This window comes from Stieleria tagensis (assembly GCF_024129865.1).
In the GTDB taxonomy this organism is placed as follows: Bacteria; Planctomycetota; Planctomycetia; order Pirellulales; family Pirellulaceae; genus Stieleria; species Stieleria tagensis.
On record NZ_JAMYFE010000052.1, the window covers coordinates 1 to 21873 of the forward strand.

The 21873-nt window shown below is 57.3% G+C and carries 21 protein-coding genes; 11 read left to right on the forward strand and 10 right to left on the reverse strand.

Annotated elements, in window-relative coordinates; genetic code table 11:
• Nucleotides 1-442 precede the first annotated feature (442 nt).
• The 3 genes from NHH03_RS12985 to NHH03_RS12995 all read left to right on the forward strand — a co-directional run bounded on the left by NHH03_RS12985 (nucleotide 443) and on the right by NHH03_RS12995 (nucleotide 3353).
• The gene (locus NHH03_RS12985; protein WP_253156741.1) at nucleotides 443-1168 is read left to right on the forward strand and encodes a DUF2071 domain-containing protein; all 726 of its coding nucleotides are present in this window, start codon (nucleotides 443-445) and stop codon (nucleotides 1166-1168) included.
• 181 nt (nucleotides 1169-1349) lie between these two features.
• Nucleotides 1350-2369 (forward strand): hypothetical protein, encoded by a 1020-nt coding sequence (locus NHH03_RS12990; RefSeq protein ID WP_253156743.1) that lies wholly within the window; start codon nucleotides 1350-1352, stop codon nucleotides 2367-2369.
• Nucleotides 2370-2399: 30 nt separating this feature from the next.
• A complete protein-coding gene (locus tag NHH03_RS12995; protein ID WP_253156745.1) occupies nucleotides 2400-3353 on the forward strand; it encodes a histone deacetylase family protein in 954 nt (317 codons plus the stop codon).
• A gap of 152 nt (nucleotides 3354-3505) precedes the next feature.
• On the opposite strand, the gene NHH03_RS13000 is transcribed toward NHH03_RS12995, so the two are convergent.
• The 4 genes from NHH03_RS13000 to NHH03_RS13015 form a co-directional block, all read right to left on the reverse strand.
• Nucleotides 3506-4204 carry an LssY C-terminal domain-containing protein gene (locus tag NHH03_RS13000; protein ID WP_253156747.1) on the reverse strand — a complete coding sequence of 233 codons (699 nt, stop codon included), beginning with the start codon at nucleotides 4202-4204 and terminating at the stop codon, nucleotides 3506-3508.
• A 114-nt stretch (nucleotides 4205-4318) separates the two neighbouring features.
• Entirely contained in the window at nucleotides 4319-6007 is a 1689-nt protein-coding gene (locus NHH03_RS13005; RefSeq protein ID WP_253156972.1) for a protocadherin, read from the reverse strand.
• A 105-nt stretch (nucleotides 6008-6112) separates the two neighbouring features.
• Entirely contained in the window at nucleotides 6113-7051 is a 939-nt protein-coding gene (locus tag NHH03_RS13010; RefSeq protein ID WP_253156749.1) for a YybH family protein, read from the reverse strand.
• A gap of 432 nt (nucleotides 7052-7483) precedes the next feature.
• A complete protein-coding gene (locus NHH03_RS13015; protein ID WP_253156751.1) occupies nucleotides 7484-8377 on the reverse strand; it encodes a hypothetical protein in 894 nt (297 codons plus the stop codon).
• 52 nt (nucleotides 8378-8429) lie between these two features.
• Here NHH03_RS13015 and NHH03_RS13020 point away from each other — a divergent pair, with 52 nt between their 5' ends.
• Nucleotides 8430-8567: a hypothetical protein gene (locus NHH03_RS13020; protein WP_253156753.1), complete on the forward strand. Its 138-nt coding sequence runs from the start codon at nucleotides 8430-8432 to the stop codon at nucleotides 8565-8567.
• 368 nt (nucleotides 8568-8935) lie between these two features.
• On the opposite strand, the gene NHH03_RS13025 is transcribed toward NHH03_RS13020, so the two are convergent.
• Nucleotides 8936-9601, reverse strand: coding sequence for a class I SAM-dependent methyltransferase (locus tag NHH03_RS13025; RefSeq protein WP_253156755.1), 666 nt, complete (start codon nucleotides 9599-9601; stop codon nucleotides 8936-8938).
• A gap of 153 nt (nucleotides 9602-9754) precedes the next feature.
• Between NHH03_RS13025 and NHH03_RS13030 the strand changes: the two genes are divergently transcribed.
• The 4 genes from NHH03_RS13030 (at nucleotide 9755) to surE (ending at nucleotide 13517) form a co-directional block, all read left to right on the forward strand.
• Nucleotides 9755-10081, forward strand: coding sequence for a hypothetical protein (locus tag NHH03_RS13030; RefSeq protein WP_253156757.1), 327 nt, complete (start codon nucleotides 9755-9757; stop codon nucleotides 10079-10081).
• A gap of 191 nt (nucleotides 10082-10272) precedes the next feature.
• The gene (locus NHH03_RS13035) at nucleotides 10273-11457 is read left to right on the forward strand and encodes a glycosyltransferase (protein WP_253156758.1); all 1185 of its coding nucleotides are present in this window, start codon (nucleotides 10273-10275) and stop codon (nucleotides 11455-11457) included.
• A 101-nt stretch (nucleotides 11458-11558) separates the two neighbouring features.
• Complete coding sequence (gene ispG / locus NHH03_RS13040; protein WP_253156761.1) at nucleotides 11559-12695, forward strand: (E)-4-hydroxy-3-methylbut-2-enyl-diphosphate synthase; 1137 nt, start codon at nucleotides 11559-11561, stop codon at nucleotides 12693-12695.
• Nucleotides 12696-12734: 39 nt separating this feature from the next.
• Complete coding sequence (gene surE, locus NHH03_RS13045; protein WP_253156763.1) at nucleotides 12735-13517, forward strand: 5'/3'-nucleotidase SurE; 783 nt, start codon at nucleotides 12735-12737, stop codon at nucleotides 13515-13517.
• Nucleotides 13518-13525: 8 nt separating this feature from the next.
• Here the strand turns inward: surE and NHH03_RS13050 are convergent, their stop codons facing one another.
• Nucleotides 13526-13759 (reverse strand): carbon storage regulator, encoded by a 234-nt coding sequence (locus tag NHH03_RS13050; protein ID WP_253156765.1) that lies wholly within the window; start codon nucleotides 13757-13759, stop codon nucleotides 13526-13528.
• A gap of 376 nt (nucleotides 13760-14135) precedes the next feature.
• On the opposite strand from NHH03_RS13050, the gene NHH03_RS13055 reads away from it, so the two are divergent.
• Nucleotides 14136-14873 (forward strand): UvrB/UvrC motif-containing protein, encoded by a 738-nt coding sequence (locus NHH03_RS13055; protein ID WP_253156767.1) that lies wholly within the window; start codon nucleotides 14136-14138, stop codon nucleotides 14871-14873.
• Here the strand turns inward: NHH03_RS13055 and NHH03_RS13060 are convergent, their stop codons facing one another.
• The 4 genes from NHH03_RS13060 to NHH03_RS13075 all read right to left on the reverse strand — a co-directional run bounded on the left by NHH03_RS13060 (nucleotide 14874) and on the right by NHH03_RS13075 (nucleotide 18929).
• A complete protein-coding gene (locus NHH03_RS13060) occupies nucleotides 14874-16451 on the reverse strand; it encodes a Na+/H+ antiporter NhaC family protein (RefSeq protein ID WP_253156769.1) in 1578 nt (525 codons plus the stop codon).
• Nucleotides 16452-17315, reverse strand: coding sequence for a thiazole synthase (locus tag NHH03_RS13065; RefSeq protein WP_261364258.1), 864 nt, complete (start codon nucleotides 17313-17315; stop codon nucleotides 16452-16454).
• A 401-nt stretch (nucleotides 17316-17716) separates the two neighbouring features.
• Nucleotides 17717-17920 carry a sulfur carrier protein ThiS gene (gene thiS, locus NHH03_RS13070; protein ID WP_253156770.1) on the reverse strand — a complete coding sequence of 68 codons (204 nt, stop codon included), beginning with the start codon at nucleotides 17918-17920 and terminating at the stop codon, nucleotides 17717-17719.
• Nucleotides 17921-17924: 4 nt separating this feature from the next.
• The gene (locus NHH03_RS13075) at nucleotides 17925-18929 is read right to left on the reverse strand and encodes a sugar phosphate isomerase/epimerase family protein (RefSeq protein WP_253156772.1); all 1005 of its coding nucleotides are present in this window, start codon (nucleotides 18927-18929) and stop codon (nucleotides 17925-17927) included.
• Nucleotides 18930-19146: 217 nt separating this feature from the next.
• Between NHH03_RS13075 and NHH03_RS13080 the strand changes: the two genes are divergently transcribed.
• Nucleotides 19147-20355, forward strand: coding sequence for a type IV pilus twitching motility protein PilT (locus NHH03_RS13080; RefSeq protein WP_253156775.1), 1209 nt, complete (start codon nucleotides 19147-19149; stop codon nucleotides 20353-20355).
• A gap of 133 nt (nucleotides 20356-20488) precedes the next feature.
• Nucleotides 20489-21826 (forward strand): ATPase, T2SS/T4P/T4SS family, encoded by a 1338-nt coding sequence (locus NHH03_RS13085; RefSeq protein ID WP_253156776.1) that lies wholly within the window; start codon nucleotides 20489-20491, stop codon nucleotides 21824-21826.
• Nucleotides 21827-21873 lie beyond the last annotated feature (47 nt).

Below are 21873 nucleotides of genomic sequence, written 5' to 3' on the forward strand. Positions count from 1 at the left end.
CCAAAACCCAGGCCACCTCAGAACCCTGGCGGGATCAGCTACGTTCCTTCTCATCGTAGCTGGACCGGCCACGGTTCAGACTCCTCCGCCGCACGCACATCAGACCGACTGAACCCTAGCGGGATCAGCTACATTCCTTCCCACCGTAGCTGGGCCGGCCACGGTTCTGATTTCCTCCATCGCACGCACATCAGGCCGACTGAACCCTGGCGGGATCAGCTACATTCCTTCCCACTGTAGCTGGACCGGCCACGGTTCAGATCTCCTCCAGCGCACGCACACCAGACGGACTGAACCCTGGCGGGATCAGCTACGTTCCTTCCCACCGTAGCTGGACCGGCCACGGTTCAGATTTTCTCCACCGCACGCACATCAGACCGACTGAACCCTGGCGGGATCAGCTACGATAGGTCTTGTTACGACGACCCCTTGGAACCTGGGCATGATCCGGCTACCTGCAATTCGTGGCATCATCGATCGGCGGATACTTGCCAACTACTGCATCGATGTGGAATGCATGGCTGCGGTGTTGCCGCCACCCTTTCGGCCTTGGTGCGTGGCGGGCAAAGCGATCGGTGGGATTTGTTTGATTCGACTGAAACAGCTGCGGCCTCGTTGGTTGCCGGTTCCCTGGGGGCTACGATCGGAAAACGCCGCGCATCGCATTGCGGTTCAGTGGGATTCCGATCAAGGGATTCGGCGTGGCGTTTATATCCCCAGACGTGACACCGACTCGCGGCTGAATTCGATCGTCGGTGGTCGCCTCTTTCCTGGAATTCACCATCACGCCCGGTTCGACGTGCGGGAAACCGAGGATCAGTTCTCGGTCACCATGACCCGTGATGATGGCCACGCCAACGTTCATGTCGCTGGTCGCGTTGCCAGCGAATTCCCCGCCGCTTCGGTCTTTGACGACGTCGAAGCGGCCTCTGAATTTTTTGCGGCCGGATCGGTCGGTTACTCCGACACCGCCAGCCCCGGTCGTTTCGATGGACTTGAATTGCGCTGTGCAAACTGGCGAGTGGAACCGCTGGTGGTCAGCGAAATTCAGTCCGGCTTCTTTGATGATCACTCGCGGTTTCCCGCCGGTTCGGTCACCTTTGACAACGCGCTGCTGATGCGTCAGATCGATCACCAGTGGCACGGGCATCCCGATCTCTGTTGCTAGTGTTCCGTCAAGGTTTAAAAGTGGGGTAAGCTTCCAGCTTGCCATCACCACACCGGTTGAATCGCATGTTGGAAGCTTGCGCCACGAATTGACCCACTGCGCAGCTGATTCTAAAATCCGCGTCACAGTCGCGCAGCTCGTTTCGCCGTGCCATAACTCCTTGCATCCACCGAGTATCATCGTGCCTATCGTTGTACAGCAGGATTTCAGCCAAGAAGCGACAGTGATTGTCTGGAGAAATATCAACAAGGCAAAATTCATACCGACGGGGCATTTTGGTCACGCGGCAATCATGCTGCGAGGTACCAGTCTTGGGATTCAGAATGGAGAATATAAATACATCAGTTGGTGGCCTGCTGATGGAGCCGGAAAGCAGGATGCGGTGCGCAGTCAGGGCGGCATCGCCGAAGCCAATTATGTAAACGACATGCGAGATGAGATGTCGGAACGGGCGCAGCAAGCCTTGCGTGCGGGACGCTACCAGCCCCGCCAGGGACAGGCCGACATCACTGAGGACCTGCGGCTGATTGGTGATGATCCCGGTGGACGCTCCTTTGGGCAACACGCGGACGCCTTTGTCAGCGTGCCGGGAATCGGAGCGATGAATTCGTTGTTCGGCCTAAATCTTGTTCGGATGAATGATTGGTTCGAAGACTATCAATGGAATGGTGGGACCTACAAATTGGCCAGCTCTACGAAAAGTTGTGCCGGTGTCGCTGCCGTGGCCTTGGTGGAGGGTGGGGGCGAAGCATTCGTGAAAGCTCCCAATGCATTGATCTACATGGAACCCAAACAGGTCGAATCCTATGGGCGCAGCCTGCGCCGCGCGATTGACGACTTCAATCGTGATGTGCGTGCCTTCCAGGGAACAATCGATGGTGTATTGCGTCAGAGTTTGAACTACACGACTGGAGTCACCGGATTCCAGACCTCAAAGAATCTGTGGGACTACGTCACCTGGAAAAAGCAAAGTGCCGTTAAGAAATCGATTCGCAGTCAGCGAATTCGCAAGATTGACGATGCACTGCAAAGCTACCACCGGCACGATTGGGATGGAAGTTTTGTGAAGCGTTACAAAGCGTTGGTTCGGATTCTCCGCAACGTCATGAAACATTCTCGGCAGAACCCCAACAGCGATCGTCGCTATGCGGTGACCATGTTGGGCAAACAATGCATTGATGTGATGCGTGCCAACATCTAATGTTCTGATGAAAACGCGGGCCGATCGTACATGAAATTCGTCTACAGCAGGCAGTACGATATTGGGCTTGGTGGGATCGAGCGTTTGCATCCCTTTGATACGAAAAAGTATAGCCGCGCTTGGCGACTGATCGAGTCCCAGTTCGGTTCTGCACTGACCGATTGGACGATCACCGTGGATCGGCCGATCGAAGATGGCGAGCTGCTATCGGTGCATGACGAAACCTATCTAAGGCACTTGAGGGTTTCGCGTTACGTCGCCGGGGCGCTTGAGATTCCTATGTTGAGATGGCTGCCGGGGCGAGTCATCGATCACTTCGCCTTGCGCCCCATGCGATGGGCCACTCGTGGGACGGTGTTGGCCGCCCAGGCCGCGCATGCCGATGGCCTGGCCGCCAACCTGGCCGGTGGCTATCACCATGCCAAGCCGCAAAGCGGCGAAGGGTTTTGTATTTACAATGATATCGCGATCGCGTTGAAGCATCTCTGGCTGACCCAACGCATCGGTAGCAACGCCCGTGTTTGCTATATCGATCTCGATGCCCACATAGGCAATGGAGTGGCGGCGGCGTTCCGCAAAGACCCACGAGTCAAATTGTTTGACATGTACAACGGCGAGATCTATCCCTGTCACGATCGCGGTGCAAAGGAGCGGATCGACCGTGATCTACCACTGCAAAGCGGGACTGGCGGCGAGCAGTATCTCAATCTGCTTCATGATGAATTGCCGTCGTTTCTGGATTCCGACGTCTTTTCATTCGCCGTGTACAACGCTGGGACGGATGTCTATCAAGGCGATCAGCTGGGGGGACTAGGGCTGACGATCGAACAGGTGCGCGACCGCGACGAATTTGTGCTGACTGAGTTGACGCAGCGGGGGATCCCAGCACTTTTTTTACCGAGCGGCGGCTACAGTGACGAGAGCCATCGCATGATCGCCACCAGTCTGATTGATGCCGCTAACCGGCACCGCTCTGGTGAATAACGATCGCACGAGTTTGTCGTTGCGTTACTGCGAATAGCGCTGGACCATTCTTGAAAGTGCCATGAGCAGAGATCAGGGATTTTGGTGTCGATGACTCAGTGGCCTGCTAGTTGTGTTAGCTTGAGCGGCAAGCGTCACCAAACCCGGAGTCGTCATTCCATGTCGTTGTTTGTTGCTGCTTGAATCACTCCGAGATAAAGATCCCCGTCGGTCCGCCAGGGATCTCCGCCTCCATTTCGCCCGGTGAGTTGCGTATGGAATCCGCGTTCAATGGATTTGGACTCCAGTTGGTCCGTTGCTTCGAGACATTGAAACAGGTAGTCCCGCTCGACGTCGACATCGGCAGCGGTGACGTGAGTGATCTGCCCGGTCGTTCGGCTCAGGCCGACTCGTTCGTCATAAACAGCGGAGCCGATCCATCTGGGGCGTCCGTCATCGCTGGGGGCTTTCATCTTCCACAAACGCACGTGATGTCGATGTCGCGGATTGTCACCGACCGGTTGCTCAAACGCCAAGTCTTCTTTCCGACCATCGAAATACAGACTGCTAACCGGCGCGGTGGCGTCGGGACGCGACAGCACCGTATCGACCGCAATTTTTAAATCGCTCTCGACTCCTAAAGCGGTTGCCGGAGTCCAGTTCGCCGCTTTCATGATTGAATGGAGTTGAAGCTCCGTTCCGATCAATTCAACGTTCAAGGGGTCGCCCGGATGATGGTCGGCTGTTTCCGTGATTCGCGGCGTGTCATCGAGCGCCGGATCAATCCGGGCGTAGCCGTCCCACAGCATCGGGACAAGCACGTAAGCTAGGATGATCCACAGCAAACCGATGCCAACGAGCCACTTCGTCATCCGTCTGCGGTTTGAAGTTGGTGGCGAAGTCGGGCTAGCTTCTTGATTCAAGTTCGAGGTCTCGAGACACTTGGGGGCAAATCGAATTCTCCGCGAAACGCCGTTCGGGCGAGACTAGTTTGCAGACGTCGATGCGTCGGCGCTGTCATTCTTCAGCCGAACCAGCAACCATTGTTCGGTCCGGTCTTTGCCAAAATGAATCAGCACCGGCGATTCATCCTTCGTCAGATTGTAGAGACCGGTTTCGACAACATCGTCGGTATTGTCACCGACGGTGAACGCAAGCATCTGCGTCTTCTTATCCACCGAGCCTTGGATGACCTGGTTTTTGTTGGTCGCCGTGTCGGTCGAATTGCCACGCACGATGCCTTCTTTGTTGACAGCCAATTGGATCGTGACGTCTGATTTTTTGCTGTCGGCTTTGGTCAAGGCAAAAACACCCAGCGGCAACCAGTCACCATCGGACGGGGCCTCGGCTTTTGCACCGGCCGTCGCCACTGCGGCGGCTTGGTCGTAGTATTCTTCCGCCGTTCCCACATCGTTGCCGTCGACGTAAACGTTGTTGTCTGAATACGTGATGTTGGTTCCATAGTCGTAATAGATGGGTTGCACGTCGGTGTAGCCAACATAGGAAGCGGCGGTGCCCCAAGTACATGGCGACCAAATGGCGTTGGCGGCCCATCCCGCGGCGAACCAAGCACCGGGATAGTTTGCGTACCAACCGTGATTGTAGAGACCCCAGTGGTTGTAGTTGCTGCGTACGGCAGCTGCGGCTGTGTAGCGTCCCGACGGAGTGACGCGGGCAAAGCCGGCGGCGACACCATTGGGACCAGCCACCACACCACGCGCGGCCGCTCCACCGTAGCGTCCTTCGACGGCGCCACCCGCTGCAACACGTCCACCCGGTCCGACCGCAGCCGCTTGCGCTGCGCGTCCGCCGTCTTCGCCTCGGACTCCGCGTCCAGCTACCGCGCCGCCATTGGGGCCGACCGCCCCGCCGCGGTATGCGGTGTTGCCACGTGGCCCGGTCACACTACCGCCGCCGGCGACGCCGCCTCGCGGCCCCACGGCAGCTCCGCGATTGACATCAAAGTTGTCGCCCGCATTGTTGATATTTGTGCGATTGGAGACATTCTTGTTGGCGTTGATGTTGATGTCCGTGTTGCGATTGACATTGTTGATGGTGTTGCCGCTGACGTTAGTATTGCCAATCACATTTGTGTTGCGGCTCGATTTGTTGGCACTCAAGCTATGCATTCCGCCGTCTGAGGGCAGCCCCAGGAAACTGTTCAGCTGGCTGCGATTGGGCGTGGAGAATCGATTGCCGGCGGCTGCAGCGCCGCCACCGATTCCAGCGCCACCGAATCGACCCGCTCCGCTGGTCCCACCTGCACCGCGACCGCCGCTACCGAAACCACCAGCGCCCAGTCCGCCTGCGCCGCCCAGTCCACTCGTGCCACGTCCGCTCACACCACGTCCGCCGCTACCGAAACCACCGGCGCCGGCTCCGCCAATTCCACTCGCGCTGCGTCCGCCGCTGCCGAAACCACCGGCGCCAGCCCCGCCAAATCCAGCAGTGTGGCCTGCTCCGCCGCCCATTCCTCCAAAACCACTGCCGCCGTGGCTGAATCCGCCGCCACTGTGACTGAATCCACTGCCGCCGCGACTGAATCCACCGCCGCCACTAAATCCACCCGCTCGAGCGCCGCCACTGAATCCACCGCCACCTCTGCCGCCGCCGAATCCACCGCCACCACCTCTGCCGCCACGGCCAAAGCAATCATCCAACGGGAGACAAAACATCAAACCAATCGTGACAGCAGCTAAAAAAAAGGGGCGGACCATGGTGGGAATTCCGAAAGTGGTTGAATGGTTTAGAAGTGGATCGATCCAGTGCACACCAGTCTGCTAGGGCTGGCGTTTGATCACGACTTCGTTGGTGTCATCGAGGGCAACGCCGTCGATGGTTCGATTGACCGACTGCCAGACATACGCGTTGTCATCTAAGCGATGCAGCAGATTGACGGACGTTGTCGGGGCTCCACTGCCGGTCATCCCTTCCATCTCAGCCGCCCAGCCGTCCGGGGTTGGCGTCCAGATTCCGATGGCATGGCCTCCGTCCGGACTGAACGTCCAGGATTGGATGGAACCGCCCTGGGGATTCCAACCGATCAACTGCACCCCGGATGATTGCGTGCCGTCGAAGTTCGTCGTCGTGTAGTCACGCTTGACGAAACGATGGTCGCCAACCCAGCTGCAGACAGATTCGATTTTGTTTCCATGCTCTTCGGCCACCCAATGACCGACCAGAAATTCGAGGTCTGCCAGGTTTTGCGTCGCCAGGTTGGTCTGGACCACAACGTCGCGCACCGAAGCCATCTTCCACTTGCCGTCAACCTTGACATGGATCGCTTCGTATCGTCCAGTGATCGTTGCTGCCGGAGGGACTTCGACCAAGCTGGTACCGCGCTCGATTGCGGCGGTGTCACTGAGTGCAGTCAGCGAATCAATTTTCAGTTGCAGCGTCGCGTTGGAACTCTCGCCAAAGAAATCTGCGTAGGCGGCTTCAATTTCTTTCGGTCCAACAAACCTGTTCCCGGCACTGTCGACATATTCTCCCTGCTGGGTCCACATCTGGGCAATCGACGCGGCATTGCCTTCGTTGAATGCTTTGACAAAAGCTTCTGATCCAACTCGAATCTCGTCCAAGCTTGGGTCACTTGGCGACGTCGCGAGATTCGCAGGCGTCGGGGCAACCTCTGGCGGCGGCGGATCTGATTCTTGGGCAAAGGCAAAAGGACTGACGAATAACGTCAGCAACAGGCCGACGAGAGTTGTTTTTTTCATGGTGCGAAACTGTTCCGAATGGGGTTGTTCGACTGGTCGCAGCCATGCGTTCATTCGCTCGGGCTCCGCCGAGGTTCTCTTAGGTCGAATTCGCGTCCTTGTTCATTCGCCTAAGATTTCAATTGACGGACAAATGCGTGATTGTGAACTTCAGCATCATCTCTGGTTCGGTCTGACTGTACAGACGATGAGCGATGCTGCAATCAGCGGATCGCGGCAGTGAAAAGACGAGACCCAATCATAACAACCGCTCTGCGAGGTGATTGAGCCAAATCGTCAAAATTCAGAATCTTCAAGCACGGAGAAGCTGACCGGCAGGATGTGCGGCCCTGCCCTCCGCCGGACCGGCCCGACCTGCGTCAGCGAACGCTCGGTGGCGAACTCCATGACTCCAGAAAGGAGTCCTAAGATGAGTCCTGCCACTGTTCTCAGTTAGCGTCCGAGGTAGTAGTTCAGCTGGAACATCAACGCCCAATCGTAACGGCGGTCGGAGTTTGGGTTGAATGCTAAGCCACTTCCAATCACTTTGTCTCTCAACGGTGCGGCGACTGCGGTGGAAACCGAGATTCGGTCATTGAACATCGCGGTCAGACCGGCAGTCAGATTCAGTACGTCGGTGTTGGAATAAGCTCTGTTGGTCAGCCTGTTATTTGATTGTTGGTCGTCGAACGTGGCGGTGTAGTGAAGTTCCAGTGTGGGGGCCAATCCGGTCAGTCCGCGTTGACCCGGGTTGTTGTACAACCAATATCCCGCCGAAAGATCGAACATGAAGTAATCTTGCTCGCGGGTGATCTCGGTCCGTCGCGACATCGACTTAGTTTGAATGACCGATCCGGTGGGCATGCGATACGACACAAAGCTCTGATAAAATGTCCGCTCGGTGGGAGTCAGCAGGCCGGCGAGATAAGGGGTGAAGTGCCAGACGCTATCTTCCACGCGAACATTGCCGTTGACCGGGTCACCCGTTAATGAGAATTCTTCGTTCGTAGGCGCTTCGATGCGCATTCCGGCCGAGAGAGCGGAACGTTCATTTCGGTGAACCAAGTATTTGAATCCAAAGGCAAGATCCCCAAATGATGCGTCGGTACCGGGGCCGTTGGCCAAGTAGTCGGCGTACAAGACGTTCACGTTTGAAGACTGATAAAAGGGGATCATGACATCCACCGAGAGATTGCTGCCGAACAGCGTTTTCTCAGCGAAGAACCGATACTCGGAGAAGTCGTCCTCGACCGTGTTTACAATGTACGTGCCATTGAACCCAACGTTCAGTGAGTTGAAATTGAATCCAATTCGGTCCTGCGGAATCGCACTGTTGTTTTCTGCCACTTTGTAGATGTGATTTTGCCAGGCGATAACTCCAGCTGCCGAAATATCCAGCGTGGGAATAACCAAGCCGCCGTCGCCAATCATGGACGGGATGACCGGCGGACGGCAATCACGCGAGTCGCAAGAGGAAGCGTCGCAAGAGGAAGAATTTACCGAATCAACGAAGCTGCTGAAGGAGACCGTCTTGTAGAGCGATTCGTCAAGCGTTGATGGCTCCGCTGCATCAAGGGTCTTTGAGAATTCCCCAGAATGAACGGTGGCACAGAATGTTAGGTGGCCAGCCAGGATCGCACATGCGAATCGGATGTATCGTTTCATGGTCGATCGTTGGGGAATCGGATTGCTGGGACAAGAAAATTTGTCCACGCACTCTTGATCGACTCGTCTGACCAGTGTGAATCAGAAAGGCTGTGGGCGGCCGCTTATTTGCGACCGGCGGCACGATTTGCACGAACGGTATAGCCTGCCAAGTTGGCTAAGAGATGAGTGTGTCTCAACGCACTCTTTGCTGTGCGCTGATTGCGATACGAGGATCCCCGTCAATTGAAAGCGACCGGCTCAGTCCGGTTTACAGGTCGCTTTCATGATCGTGAAGAATGAAAACGGATTTGGTTTGTAGCGTTCGTCGACGCGGATCGGTAACTCTTTGAGTACCTCTTGCAGTTCCAGATCGGTGCGCCAGCCGAGTCGGCGAGTGACGTTGCCGGCGGAATCAACGACGCGGGCGATCAATGGATTCTCGCTGCGGAAGTGATTGATGATCAGGATTTGGCCGCCGGGTCGACAGACACGCACGATCTCGCCCATCATTTTGGCCGGGTTGGAAACCACGCTGACCGTGTGAAACGCAGTCACCACGTCGAACTGGTTGTCGTCGAAATCCAGCTGTTCGGCGTTCATCGGCTGCACCGAAATGTGATCCCAATGGTTCTCATCGATCAACGTTTCGGCTTCGGCCAACATCGATTCGGATAGGTCGATGCCCGTCAGCCGGATATGGCGCGGGTAACTGGGCAGGGACAGCCCGGTGCCGACACCGACCTCGAGCACCTTGGCGTCTTGTTCCAGTTCCAAGGATCCCACTGCCGCGCGAATGTTCTTTCCGGCGACGGCGGGCCACAGCGCTTGGTAGGCGGGGACCAGGTTGTGGTAGAGCTTCGCAGCGTGGGGAACGCGTGACGGTTTGCTCTGGGAATCATGCTTGGGCGGCGTAGCAGTGCTCATCAACGATTGCTCTTGAAACAAACAAACGCCGGATGGTGTCGATTTACCGGTCTGCCAACACGCGAGGATCACGTGACGGCAGCGGTTCACCCGTTGTTTTAGGCTTATCCTGTCCAGCAAAGCATTGCAAAATTCACGGCGTCGTCAAATGTCATGACCACGCCGCTGGATTGTCGAAACCCTTTGCTGGGAAAGGACTTGCCGCGTTTAAGAGGCCTTCGGGCTGGGGCAAAACACCGCTTTTATTACGTTTTCGATACAATTCGCGGCCCGGTCGATCCCCGCGCCGGCGGGGCGGATGTCGGACTCTGTGGTCCCGGGCCGCGTTCGGATTGCCTGGTCGACTCGACGCTGCGCTGCGACAACATCGTTGGGCAGACACCAAAGGGGCCGATGATAAGGGTTTCTTTCAATCCGTGGACCGACTCAATCGTCACGTTGGGTGAAGTGATCATCGCTCAATTCCTGCATCCTGTTTAATGAAAATCGAAAGGGATCGTCGCGTCGAGCTAACAACGATAAATTTCGTTCACTCGTCCCCTCGCTAGCCGCCTGTTTCACCATTCCCGGCGATCATGTTCTGCGGCGGCGGCCGATTAAAACGATTGCAGTGACCCTACATCCCAATCGGGCAAAAAAACTATGTTCGCGTCAGCGGCGTAGCTAGACAGATGCGAATCGATTTTCTGATCACGGAACTGAATGTCGGCGGGGCTGAAAAGGCTCTGACGGAGTTGGCGATTGGATTGTCCCAGCAAGACCACCGGGTTCGAGTGTTGTCGATCGGGGCCGCACCCATCGAGCCACAGCAGCGGTTGGTCGATCGTCTACGCACGCATCAAATCCCAATTCATTTCGGTGGTTTTGATCATTGGAGTCGGATTTTTTCGGCGCGGCGTTGGTTGGCAACGACCATCGCCCAAGACCCACCGCAAATCTGTCAGTCGTTCCTGTTTCATGCCAACTGTTTGGCGGCGCTTGTGGCCAAGCCGTCCGGCGCGGCGGCGCTTGTGGGCGGGTTGCGGGTCGCCCAGGCCGATCGATTGCGGTGTCGCATCGAGCAACACGCTGTCGCCCGGATGGACAAACTGGTGTGTGTCAGCCGCCAAGTCCAACAGTTCGCCCAACAGCAATTGTCTGTCGACGCCGGACACAGTTTGGTGATTCCCAACGGAGTCCAGGTTTCACGCTATCGCGATGCGCTGCCGATGGATTGGACCGAATTGGGATGGCCGGCCGACAGTCCGGTGGCGTTGTTTGTCGGTCGTTTGCATCCGCAAAAAGGCATCGAACTGATCCAGCAACAATGGCAGACACTGTTCCAGCCTCACCCGGACCGCCGGCTGGTGTTGATCGGCGACGGACCGCTGCGAGAGTCGTTGCAGAATTGGGCCACCGGTATTGGCGGCGATCGAATTCGAATTTTGCCTTGGCAAAGCGACGTCGCACCCTATTACAAAGCCGCCAAGCTGCTGATTTTACCCAGCCGTTACGAGGGAATGCCGAACGTGGTTTTAGAAGCGATGGCGGCCGGGCGACCGGTGGTTTGCTCGCTCGTTCATGGCAGCGAAGAACTGTTGGGCGGAGACCCCCAGCGGCGCGCGAAACAGGGGTTTGCCAGCGGGGAGGGACCGGCGATGAGCCGCTTGGTCGATGCGTTTTTCCACGACGCCGACCTGTGTCAATCTGTCGGCATGGCCAATCAACGCTACGTCGAGTCCAATTTTGGCAACCAACGAATGATCGAGCGGTACCAGTCGCTTTACCGGTCGCTAGCGGATCAGGATTCGATTGGAATGAAATCCATCAGCGGCCACGATCCCCTTCGCCGCATCGATGGCCAGGCCGAGAAGTGACCGATTGCCTGGATTCCAAGTCGCGCGGTCAGCGTGCTATGCGCGACTGCACTCCCATCTACAATTGAAACTCTTCGGTACGAACGCAAAGACAGAAATTCATGGCCATCCAGCGAAATAAGACCCGAGCCGTCGCAATCGGCAGCATCATTGTCGGTGACGATCACCCGATCGCCGTGCAAAGCATGACAGCGACAAAGACTCAGAATATCGACGCAACGGTTGCCCAAGCCGAGGCCTATCGCCAAGCCGGCGCGGGCGTGGTTCGGATCGCCGTGGACAGCGACAAAGATGCCGCCGCACTGGCTGAGATCCGCCGGCAAACCACCGCTAATTTAGCCGTCGACCTGCAAGAGAATTTTCGTCTGGCCGAAGCGGTCGCGCCCTATGTCGACAAAATTCGCTACAACCCCGGACATCTGTACCACCACCAGCGTGACAAGCCCTGGCAGGACAAGGTCCGTTTCATCATCGATCAAGCGCTGCAGAATGACTGCGCGATTCGCATCGGCGTCAACTGTGGCAGCGTCGATCCGGACAAGAAGGGCAAGTACGATCCGGCGGATTCCATCACGCCGATGCTGGAGAGCGCCTTGGAGCATTGCGATTTTGTCGATTCGCTGGGCTTTCATCGCTACGTCGTTTCGCTCAAAGACAGCGACCCGCAAAAGGTCATCGATGTGAACCAGCGATTCGCCGAAAAACGCAGTGACGTGCCGTTGCATTTGGGTGTCACCGAAGCCGGCATGCCGCCCGATGGAATCATCAAGACGCGGATCGCGTTTGAGCAATTGATCGGCCGTGGGATCGGTGACACCGTGCGTGTTTCATTGACGCTGCCCAACGATCGCAAGCCCGAGGAAATCGACGCGGGCCGTTCGATCATCGACGACATCTATGCCGGGCGTGTCCGCACGGTTGTCAAATTGAACGAAAAATCGCTGAACATCATCAGCTGTCCAAGTTGTTCGCGGGTCGAAAACGAAGCCTTTATTGATTTGGCACAAAACGTTCGTGAGATGACGCTGTATGCCAAAGACAAGGATGTCACGATCGCGGTGATGGGCTGCCGAGTGAATGGACCCGGTGAAACCGACGACGCCGATTTGGGCCTGTGGTGCGGACCGACCAAAGTCAACTTGAAACGGGGCACCGAAGCATTGGGGGCGTTCGGCTATGACGAAATCCTGCCCAAGTTGAAAGCGGAGCTGGATGCCATCATTGCGACCAAGTCCTAGCCCTGCCGCAGATGTGGGCGTGATTGCCCATTGGAAGCCTTGAAAATCTTGATCACCAACGACGACGGCATCGACGCACCGGGAATCCGCGCGTTGTTTGCCAGCGTGACTCTGGCGATGCAACGCGATCGTCCTGGGCAACCCTATCAAGTGGTCGTGGTGGCGCCGGATCGCTGCCGCAGTGAATGTGGGCACAGCATCGAAACGCGCCACCCGCTGACGATCAAAACCATCCAGCCGGATTGGCATGCGTTGACCGGCACACCGGTGGACTGCGTTCGGGTTGCAATTCAAGCCATGCAGGTTCGCCCGAACGTGGTGCTCTCGGGAATCAATGCCGGCGCCAATTTAGGGGTCAATCTGATGGTCAGTGGGACCTTTGCCGCGGCCCGTGAGGCAAGTTTATTGGGCGTGCCGGCGATGGCGGTGTCGCACTACCGACGCCCGGATGTGCCCCGCACCTGGGACCATACTCCGGCCTGGATCGCCGAGACGATGGCAGAGTTTTTCGCGGCGGCCTGTGAGTGTGAGCGGTCGATTTCCCAGCCGCCACTATGGAACGTTAATTTGCCAGCAGTCGACCCGGATGCGACACGGGTACCCCCGCGGATCGAATGTCTGGTGGACCGCTGTCCGATCACGCGGACGGGTTCAATCGCAGGTTGGGAGAACGGTTCGGCAGCCGGCGCTCGGCAGCCAAAGGCAACCGTACGATTCGACATCGATTTTCACGGCCGGCCTCGCGAGCCGGGGCGTGATGTCGAACACTGCTTTGGTGGTCGAATGACGATCAGCAAGCTCGATCGCCAAATCGGCTGGTAAGATTTCGATCACGCATCAGCTTTGCTAGCAACCGCAACAGTGGGATCGCCCATCGAGGCGGTGTTGGGTGCCGGAGCGGATCGCGAGACCTGGGTTTGATTCAGTTCACCGCGGGTGATTTTCACGTCTCGAGGTGCTTCGATCCCGATCGCAACGCGATTTCCGGAGATCCGATTGATGGTGATGCAGACCTCGTCGCCGATCATCAACTTTTCACCGATTTTACGACTGAGAACCAACATGAGCTTACTTCCTTGAATTTCGAGGTTTTTAAACGACAGGTTGGCAGCGACGGTACAAACCGTGTGCCAATCCCTATTGCTAAACGCGTTGTTAGCGCCGAAAATCCGAACGACTTTAGAAAATCAGCCAAAAAAGACGATCTTTTTTGTACTCACTGACCTTTCAGAGCCTGGATGCTGTCTTCAGGTTCGACTCCGTGATCGCTCATCATGGAATCACTGTCGCGAATTGAGACAGTCGGGGCAGCCGGCAAGTCTTCCTGACGCTGAAAGAGTTATCTGCGCTGCTGCTGACACAGCTGGTCAATCGACCGACAGCGCCTCGATGCTTATACTCCTGCGGGTCCCAGCGACTCAGGGATCATGATTTGGACCGATGAAACGAACGATGCACTTAGACGATTTAATCAAGGAATGGGATTTCAATCCGCACACGCTGAATGTGCGGATGGTGAAAGGAAGTGATGGCCGCGATGTGATCCAAATGCGGGTCGACATGGGGGTGTTACAGCTGGAAACCACCGGCCGTCCCGATGGCGAGATCGTCGAGGGATGTCCATCGTTTCTGGAGTATTTACAGGAGGCGGTCTTGGAGAACGCCGAACTGGAACTCGACGAAGACCAGTGCATGGAAGTCGATCGCGAGTTCATGCAGTTTTATCACCGCCGGATTTGCTGGTTGCGGTTGCAGTATTACAACCGCGCCGTGATGGATGCCGATCACACGCTGCGTTTGATGGATTTGTGTGAACGTGTCAGCCCCGACGAAGAATGGACGCGGACGCACGAGCAGTACCGTCCGTTTGTCTTGTTTCATCGCACCCAAGCCGCCGCGCTGGGGGCGCTTGATGAAGAGGAGTCCGGCGAAGACGCAGTGATGGCGATCAATAGCGGACTGGAAACAATCCGCCAGTTTTTCATCAAGCATGAGGCCGAGGAGCACTACGAGGAAGACGAGCTCGTGGTGCGATTGATCGAACTGCGCGAGACGCTGCGGAGCGAATACGAAGTCGGCCAGACGTTGCGAGAAAAACTGCGTGCGGCCGTCGAGCAGGAACAGTACGAACTGGCCGCCAAGCTTCGCGACGAGCTAAACAAACGCGACTTTGATTGATCAAGTCCTAGCGTCGCGACTAAGCCAACGTAGGATCGCCCACAGAATGCCTGACCCGGCGATCAAGCTGATCCAGGGGGCAACCCCGACCGCCGCCGGAAGGCAGCCGACGAGCACACAAACCACGGCGACGACCAGTGCATAGGGCATTTGAGTCCGCACGTGTTGGACGTGGTCACATCCGCTAGCGCGACTCGACAGCACCGTGGTGTCGCTGATCGGTGAACAATGGTCGCCGAAAATGGCACCGGCCAGCACGCTGCCGCAGGTGGCCAAACAGATTGCACCGGCCGGGTCACCGATGCCGCTGGCAGCGGCGTCCATGTCCAACGCCAGCGTGACCGACAGCGGCGTCAAAATGGCCATCGTGCCCCAGCTGGTCCCCGTCGAAAAGGCCATCATCCCGGCGATCAGAAACACCAGGGTCGGCAACAGTCTGACATCCAACGAATCGCTGAGCATGCTGGCCAGGTAGCCACCGGTGTCCAGTGCCTCGGATCCGGTTTGCGCCGACAGTGCCCAGGCCAGCCACAGGATCGACAGCGCCGGCAGCATCTGCAGCGCGCCCTGCAGCGAGCCTTTGGCCAGGGCATTGACCGGTGATCGCCAAACCAATCGATGACCCAGCAGGGTGCTGATCCAGCCGGCGGCACCACCGACGATCAAGGCCAGGTAGGACTGGCCGTTACCGATCACCAATCCGACATACCGCCACCACGACACCGCAGGATCTTTCACGCCGATTTCGCGGTAGCCGGTCACGACCAGCACGATGTTGACCGCGGCGATGCAGACCAGCACCGGCACAATCGTCGGTAGCCAGGCCCATTTTTGTTGCTCGGCGGTCGCCTCGGATTCAGCGCTAAGGTCCGGTTGGGGTTCGCCTGCCCGCTGTTGTTCGGCCGTTTTCATCGGTCCAAAATCGCGTCCCGAGCGGGCGACCAGAAACACCATCACCAATGCCAGGCAGGGGTAAAAGCGATAGGGAATCGAACGCAAAAATAGCTCGAACCCGGCTGAGGGTTCGGTCACACCGGCCGAACGCAATCCGTCGGCCATGTAGGTGACTTCCGTCGCCGCCCAGGTGCTGATGACCGACAGCCCGGCAACCGGGGCGGCGGTCGAGTCCACCAAGTAGGCCAGCTTGCTGCGCGAGATGCCGTAGCGGTCGGCGGTCGAGCGCATCGTGCCGCCGACTAGAAGCGTGTTGGCATAGTCATCGAAAAAAATCGCCAATCCGGAACCGGCGATCATCGTCTGGGCGCCTCTGCGAGTCTTGATGCGCCGCGCGAGCGACGCCACCAATGCCTCCATCGCCCCACCGGCCTCCAAGACGCCGACCATGGCACCCAATAACAGGCTGAAGGCAAACGCCTGTAGGTGATCGGTGGCGAAAATGGATTCGTAGATCGCTGTGCCAAATCCCAGCAGCGGTGACCACCAGGGGGCGCCCGGTTCGGTCAACAAATAGGCGCCAACGGCAACGCCTAGCCCCAGTGGTAACAGCACCCGACGGGTTGCAATCGCCAGCACGATGGCGACCAGGGGTGGCAGCAGCGAAAGGTAGCCGTATTGCATTTAGCTGCCATAGGGGCGGGTGCTGATCACGCCCTCGGTGGGGCTGGATGCTGTGCCGTACAGGCGTTTGGGGATGCGGCCGGACAGGTAGGCGTAACGCCCGGCGATTGCGGCGTGCTTCATCGCCCGCGCCATGCCGATCGGATCGCGGGCGTGGGCGATCGCGGTGTTAAGCAGCACCGCATCGCCGCCGATTTCGAACGCTTCGCTGACGTCGCTGGCCGTGCCAACACCGGCGTCAATGATGACGGGGTAATCCGGATCGTCCTCTTTCAAGTACTCCAGAATGATCCGCAGATTATTGGGGTTCAACAGACCCTGGCCGCTGCCGATGGGACTGCCCGCCGGCATCACACTGGCCGCACCGGCGTCCTTCAATCGCCGTGCTGTGACCGGGCAATCGCTGGTGTAGCACAGCACTTTGAACCCTTCGGCGGCCAGTTCACGACAGGCCGTGACGGTTTCAGCCGGATCGGGCAACAGGGTCTTGCTGTCTCCCAAGACCTCCAATTTGACCCAGTCCGACCCTGGATTATCGAGGGTTTTCAGGATTTCGCGGCCCAGTTTCGCCGCGCGAATGGCATCGGCCGCGGTGTAGCAACCGGCGGTGTTGGGCAGCAGGGTGTAGCGATCGAGGTCGATGAAATCCAAGATGTTCTTGCCGCCACGCTCGTACAACCGCTCGCGGCGGACGGCGACGGTGACACAGTCGCTGCCGGATGCATCAAGCGAGTCGCGCATCTGCTCCATCGTGTCGTAACGCCCGGTCCCGACGATCAGCCGACTGGCCAAGCGGTGGCCGCCGACGGTGAACGAGGAGTCGGTCGAATCAGAGTCCGATGAGGTGTTGGCGTCGGAGGACAATGCGGCGTCGTTGGCAAAGGTTGAATGAAGTGAGAGAAAAACATCCCGCGAGCAGCGCGTCGGTCAAACCGTTTTCACGAAAAATAACGTTTCAATCGCAAACGCGACGCGTCAGTTTTGAAGTTGCGCTTTTACGGTAACCCGAAGCGTGAGCGAGGGATTTAGGGTGTGAACGGGATCCCTCGCTCACGCTTCGGGTTACCAAAAACCAATGCCCCACGCAAAAGCGCAACTTCAAAACGCGTCAGCGAGGGATTTAGCCGGTTGATGGGATTCCTCGCTAACGCGTCGGGTTACCAAAAACCAATGCCTGACGCGAAAACGCAAATTCTAAACTGACGTGTCGGAATATTAAAAACATGCCTCGCAATAGCGTTGCTTAAAAGATTGCCGCTGGCAGCCTAGCCGCCGCCGACCAGCGTGACCACTTCGACGTCGTCGCCTGCGTGCACCGTGACTTGCCCGTATTCTTCGCGCGGCACGACATCCGCGTTGACTTCGACCGCCAAATAGTTCGGCGGCACATCAACGGTGTCCAACAGTTCTTGGACACTCATTTCGGATTCAATTTCAACGGGCTGGCCGTTCACGGTGATGCTGATCATGGGATCAATCGTTGGCGTCGTCGAAGGCGGAGTCAAAGGCGCGTGTGCTGGGCGAGAAATCCAATTGCTTGGTGAACTGGCAGGCTTCGGCCGCGCCAAACTCGCGTTCCATTCCGCTGTCTTCCCATTCAATTGACAATGGGCCTTGGTAGCCGATGTCATTGAGAGCGCGAATGATTTCCTCGAAATTCACCCCACCGCGACCGGGGCTGCGGAAATCCCAACCGCGTCGGGCGTCGCCGAAGTTCAAGTGGCTGCAATTGATACCGCTTTCACCATCGAGCGTCACGATCGCGTCTTTGATGTGCACGTGGTAGATGCGATCAGGGAACCGACGCAAAAATTTCACCGGGTCGACACCCTGCCAGATCAAGTGGCTGGGGTCGAAGTTGAATCCGAACTCGGGGCGTCGATCCAAGACGTCCAATGCTCGCTCGGCGGTGTGGATGTCAAAGGCGATTTCCGTGGGATGGACTTCCAAGGCGAATCGCACGCCGCACTCGCCGAAGGTGTCCAAGATCGGATTGAATCGTTCGGCCAATAGGTCAAACCCGGCGTCGATCATGCTGGGGGGGACCGGGGGGAACGAATACAGCAGGTGCCAGATGCTGCTGCCGGTGAAGCCGTTGACGACTTCGACGCCAAACTTCTGCGCTGCCTGGGCGGTCTTTTTCAGTTCTTCGATGGCTCGTTCGTTGACACCTTGGGGATCGCCGTCGCCCCAAACGTATGGTGGCAGGATGGCTTGGTGGCGTTGATCGATCTTGTCCAGCACCGCCTGTCCGACCAGGTGAGCACTGATCGCGTGGCATTGCAGCCCGGCGTCTTCGAGAGCACTGCGTTTGTTGTCACAATAATCGTCTTCGGCCAATGCCTTGTCGACTTCAAAGTGGTCTCCCCAGCAGGCCAGTTCGATTCCGTCGTATCCAAATCCTTTGGTTTTTTGGACCATGTCAGAAAACGGAATGTCTGCCCATTGGCCGGTGAACAAGGTGACAGGACGCGCCATGGAGATCTCCAAAAGAATCAAAAAGAAGGGCGAGCAAAGGAGGGTTCGATCAAGCCCGTATTGTGCGCAGCGGCCTAGGGAACCTGCAACAACCCTCAAAAGAAGGCCGTCTGAGCGAAAGGGGTGCATTGAGAGATGGTATTCTTGGCTTAGAATACGGTAGTATCGGTCGATCGCCCCCGATCATCACCTTTCCTTCTTTTCCTGCAGACGCGAAATGGCCCACAAAAACGGCAAGGCCGCTCCCGCCGCTCCCCGCCCCCAAGGATCTGCGACGGCCGAGGGCATCGCACAGCGATTGCGCGAAAGTTTGTTGATGCAGCGTGAGGAATTGGAAGTCGACAAGATTTTCCGAGCCCTGGTCAAACTCGAGGGCAGTGACTTGCACTTGAAAGTCGGCCAGCCCCCGATGGTACGGCTTGGCGGCGAACTCAAGGCGCTCAACCGCGGTCCCATCGACGCCGAGGAAATGGTGGATCTGCTGTTGCCGATGATGGACGAACGCAATCTGCTGATTTTTGAAGAAGAAGGCGGTGCTGACTTTGCCTATCTATGCGAAGTCGACGGGGTGCGTTGGCGTTTCCGGGTCAACATGCTGAAATCACTCGGCAGCATCGGTCTGGTCGCACGGCGGATCAATAACTACATCCCCGACTTTCGCGGTCTGTTTTTGCCCGATTCGATCGAAAAACTCTGTCACTATGATCAGGGCATGGTGCTGCTGGCCGGGGTCACCGGTAGCGGTAAAAGTACCACGATCGGGTCGATGTTGAACTACATCAACTCCATCTATCGCAAACACATTTTGACGCTGGAGGACCCGATCGAATTTATCTTCACCGAAGATAAATGTCTGATCAACCAACGTGAAATGGGACAAGACGTCAAAGATTTTAGCATCGGCATGAAGCATGCCGTGCGTGAAGACCCCGACATCATTCTGGTCGGCGAGTTGCGTGATGAAGAAACATTCATGACGGCGATCCACGCCGCCGAGACCGGTCACCTGGTGTTCGGGACGATTCACGCGGCCAGTGCATCCACCACGATCGGCCGTATTTTGGACTTGTTCCCCGAAGAAATGCACAACGCGATCCGCAGCGCGATCGCATTCAATATGAAAGGCATCGTCGCTCAAAAATTGCTTCGCAGTATCAAACCCGGTGTCTCGCGGGTGCCCACTTGTGAGGTGATGACGTTCAACCCGACGATTCGGAAACTGGTACTCGAAGGGTCGGATTCGAAATTGCCCGATGCGATCCGGATCGGTGCCGAAGACGGCATGCAAGACTTCACGATGAGTTTGAAGGGATTGATCGATGACGAATTGATCGATCGTCCGACCGCATTTGCCGTTGCCCCGAATAAAGACGCCTTGAAGATGGCGCTCAAGGGGATCGATGTCAAAGCGCCTGGTATTTTGTAAGCTCTCACCTGTGTTCGCCGCACCGCGTGCACATCGCCTGTCTCCTGTGTGACCACATCTCTTTCGCGCGAGCCAGATTGTTCTGACTCGTCAGCCTCGCATCTCCTCTTTCCATCGCTCTTGCCCGTATTTGATGGCCGACCAGACCCCACCCCAGCTTTGGCAAACGACCACTCCCGTCGAGTTCTCGCCCAAGTTAAATGACAACACGCAAGTCCAAGCGCTGCTGATCAGCACCCGTCAAGGCGCTGGATTCGAAGTCGCCGCCGGTCAAGTCTCGCATGCGATCGGATCGCGGGCGACGCAAGTCCTGTTGGATTTCACCGCCGCCGGTTGTGCGATGCGCTATCTGATCGATGGCCAGTGGGAACAATTGCCACCGCTGGACCGCGAAACCGGTGACGGGATGTTGTTCGCGCTCAAGCAATTGTGCCTGCTCAATCCCGCCGACCGCCGCAGTGCCCAGTCGGGATCGGTCGACATCAAACTGAAAAAAGCCAAATTCGAATTGCGGTTGCAATCGCAAGGTGTGCCGACCGGCGAACGCGTGTTGTTGCGGTTGGAATCCAACGAGGTTCCCTTTTCCACGCTCGGCGATTTGGGGATGCGCGACAAGATGGTCAGCGCCTTCAAAGCACGCTTGAACGATGAAGCCGATATCGTGTTGATCACGGCCCCCAAATCCGAAGGCCTGACGACGACATGGAACGTCAGCATCAACGCCGCCGATCGGCTGGTGCGGGACTTTCAATCATTCGAGGACGAAGCCCGTCCCGAACCAGACATCATCAACATCACGCCAAACTTTTATGGCGGCAGCACCGGATTGTCTGCGGACGAAGCGGTTCGCAAAGCCATTTTGAAAGAGCCAGATGTCTTCCTGTTTCCCGAATTGGTGGACCCGGAAACATTCCAGCGCGCCGCCCTGCAGATCGACAAAGCGGAAAAGAAGATCATCACCCGAGTCGTTGCCGGTGGGGCGGTCGAAGGTTTGGTGCGATTGATCGCCAAGTACCCCGACCAACGCAAATCGATTGCCGACAAGGTCTCCGGCGTGCTCGGTCAACGATTGGTGCGGCGATTGTGTGACAACTGCAAGCTCGGGTTTCAACCGCCACCACAGTTGTTGCAGCAGTTGGGGATCCCACCGGGCCGCGTGGCGATGTTGTATCAACCCTTTGTGCCGCCGCCGATCGAGCAGCAGGTCGACGAAAATGGCCGCCCCGCGCCGATCACGCCTTGCCACAATTGCCAAGGTCGAGGTTACTTTGGCCGCATCGGAATTTTTGAATTACTCAGCCCGGGACCGCAATTGCGAGATGCATTGACGAAGACTCAGGATCTGGGGCGACTCAATGCGATCGCCAAATCGGAAGGGTTTCACGGGGTGCAAACCGAAGCGGTTCTGACGGTGGCCCGCGGTCTGACCAGCCTGGACGAACTCAAACGAGCCTTCGCCAAAAAGCAGTGAGGCCCGCTGCACCGTTGGTGTGGAGGGTTCATCCGACCGGTTTTTGA

What these genes read in the sequence shown, in the direction of transcription:
- NHH03_RS12985 (WP_253156741.1), top strand. Translation starts at nt 443, where the DNA reads ATGATCCGGCTACCTGCAATTCGTGGCATCATCGATCGGCGGATACTT.
- NHH03_RS13010 (WP_253156749.1), bottom strand. Translation starts at nt 7,051, where the DNA reads ATGAAAAAAACAACTCTCGTCGGCCTGTTGCTGACGTTATTCGTCAGT.
- NHH03_RS13075 (WP_253156772.1), bottom strand. Translation starts at nt 18,929, where the DNA reads ATGGCGCGTCCTGTCACCTTGTTCACCGGCCAATGGGCAGACATTCCG.
- ispG (WP_253156761.1), top strand. Translation starts at nt 11,559, where the DNA reads ATGGCCATCCAGCGAAATAAGACCCGAGCCGTCGCAATCGGCAGCATC.
- NHH03_RS13080 (WP_253156775.1), top strand. Translation starts at nt 19,147, where the DNA reads ATGGCCCACAAAAACGGCAAGGCCGCTCCCGCCGCTCCCCGCCCCCAA.
- NHH03_RS13000 (WP_253156747.1), bottom strand. Translation starts at nt 4,204, where the DNA reads ATGACGAAGTGGCTCGTTGGCATCGGTTTGCTGTGGATCATCCTAGCT.
- NHH03_RS13050 (WP_253156765.1), bottom strand. Translation starts at nt 13,759, where the DNA reads ATGTTGGTTCTCAGTCGTAAAATCGGTGAAAAGTTGATGATCGGCGAC.
- NHH03_RS13085 (WP_253156776.1), top strand. Translation starts at nt 20,489, where the DNA reads ATGGCCGACCAGACCCCACCCCAGCTTTGGCAAACGACCACTCCCGTC.
- NHH03_RS13025 (WP_253156755.1), bottom strand. Translation starts at nt 9,601, where the DNA reads ATGAGCACTGCTACGCCGCCCAAGCATGATTCCCAGAGCAAACCGTCA.
- NHH03_RS13030 (WP_253156757.1), top strand. Translation starts at nt 9,755, where the DNA reads ATGACCACGCCGCTGGATTGTCGAAACCCTTTGCTGGGAAAGGACTTG.
- NHH03_RS13060 (WP_253156769.1), bottom strand. Translation starts at nt 16,451, where the DNA reads ATGCAATACGGCTACCTTTCGCTGCTGCCACCCCTGGTCGCCATCGTG.
- NHH03_RS12995 (WP_253156745.1), top strand. Translation starts at nt 2,400, where the DNA reads ATGAAATTCGTCTACAGCAGGCAGTACGATATTGGGCTTGGTGGGATC.
- NHH03_RS13005 (WP_253156972.1), bottom strand. Translation starts at nt 6,007, where the DNA reads ATGTTTTGTCTCCCGTTGGATGATTGCTTTGGCCGTGGCGGCAGAGGT.
- thiS (WP_253156770.1), bottom strand. Translation starts at nt 17,920, where the DNA reads ATGATCAGCATCACCGTGAACGGCCAGCCCGTTGAAATTGAATCCGAA.
- NHH03_RS13035 (WP_253156758.1), top strand. Translation starts at nt 10,273, where the DNA reads ATGCGAATCGATTTTCTGATCACGGAACTGAATGTCGGCGGGGCTGAA.
- NHH03_RS13055 (WP_253156767.1), top strand. Translation starts at nt 14,136, where the DNA reads ATGAAACGAACGATGCACTTAGACGATTTAATCAAGGAATGGGATTTC.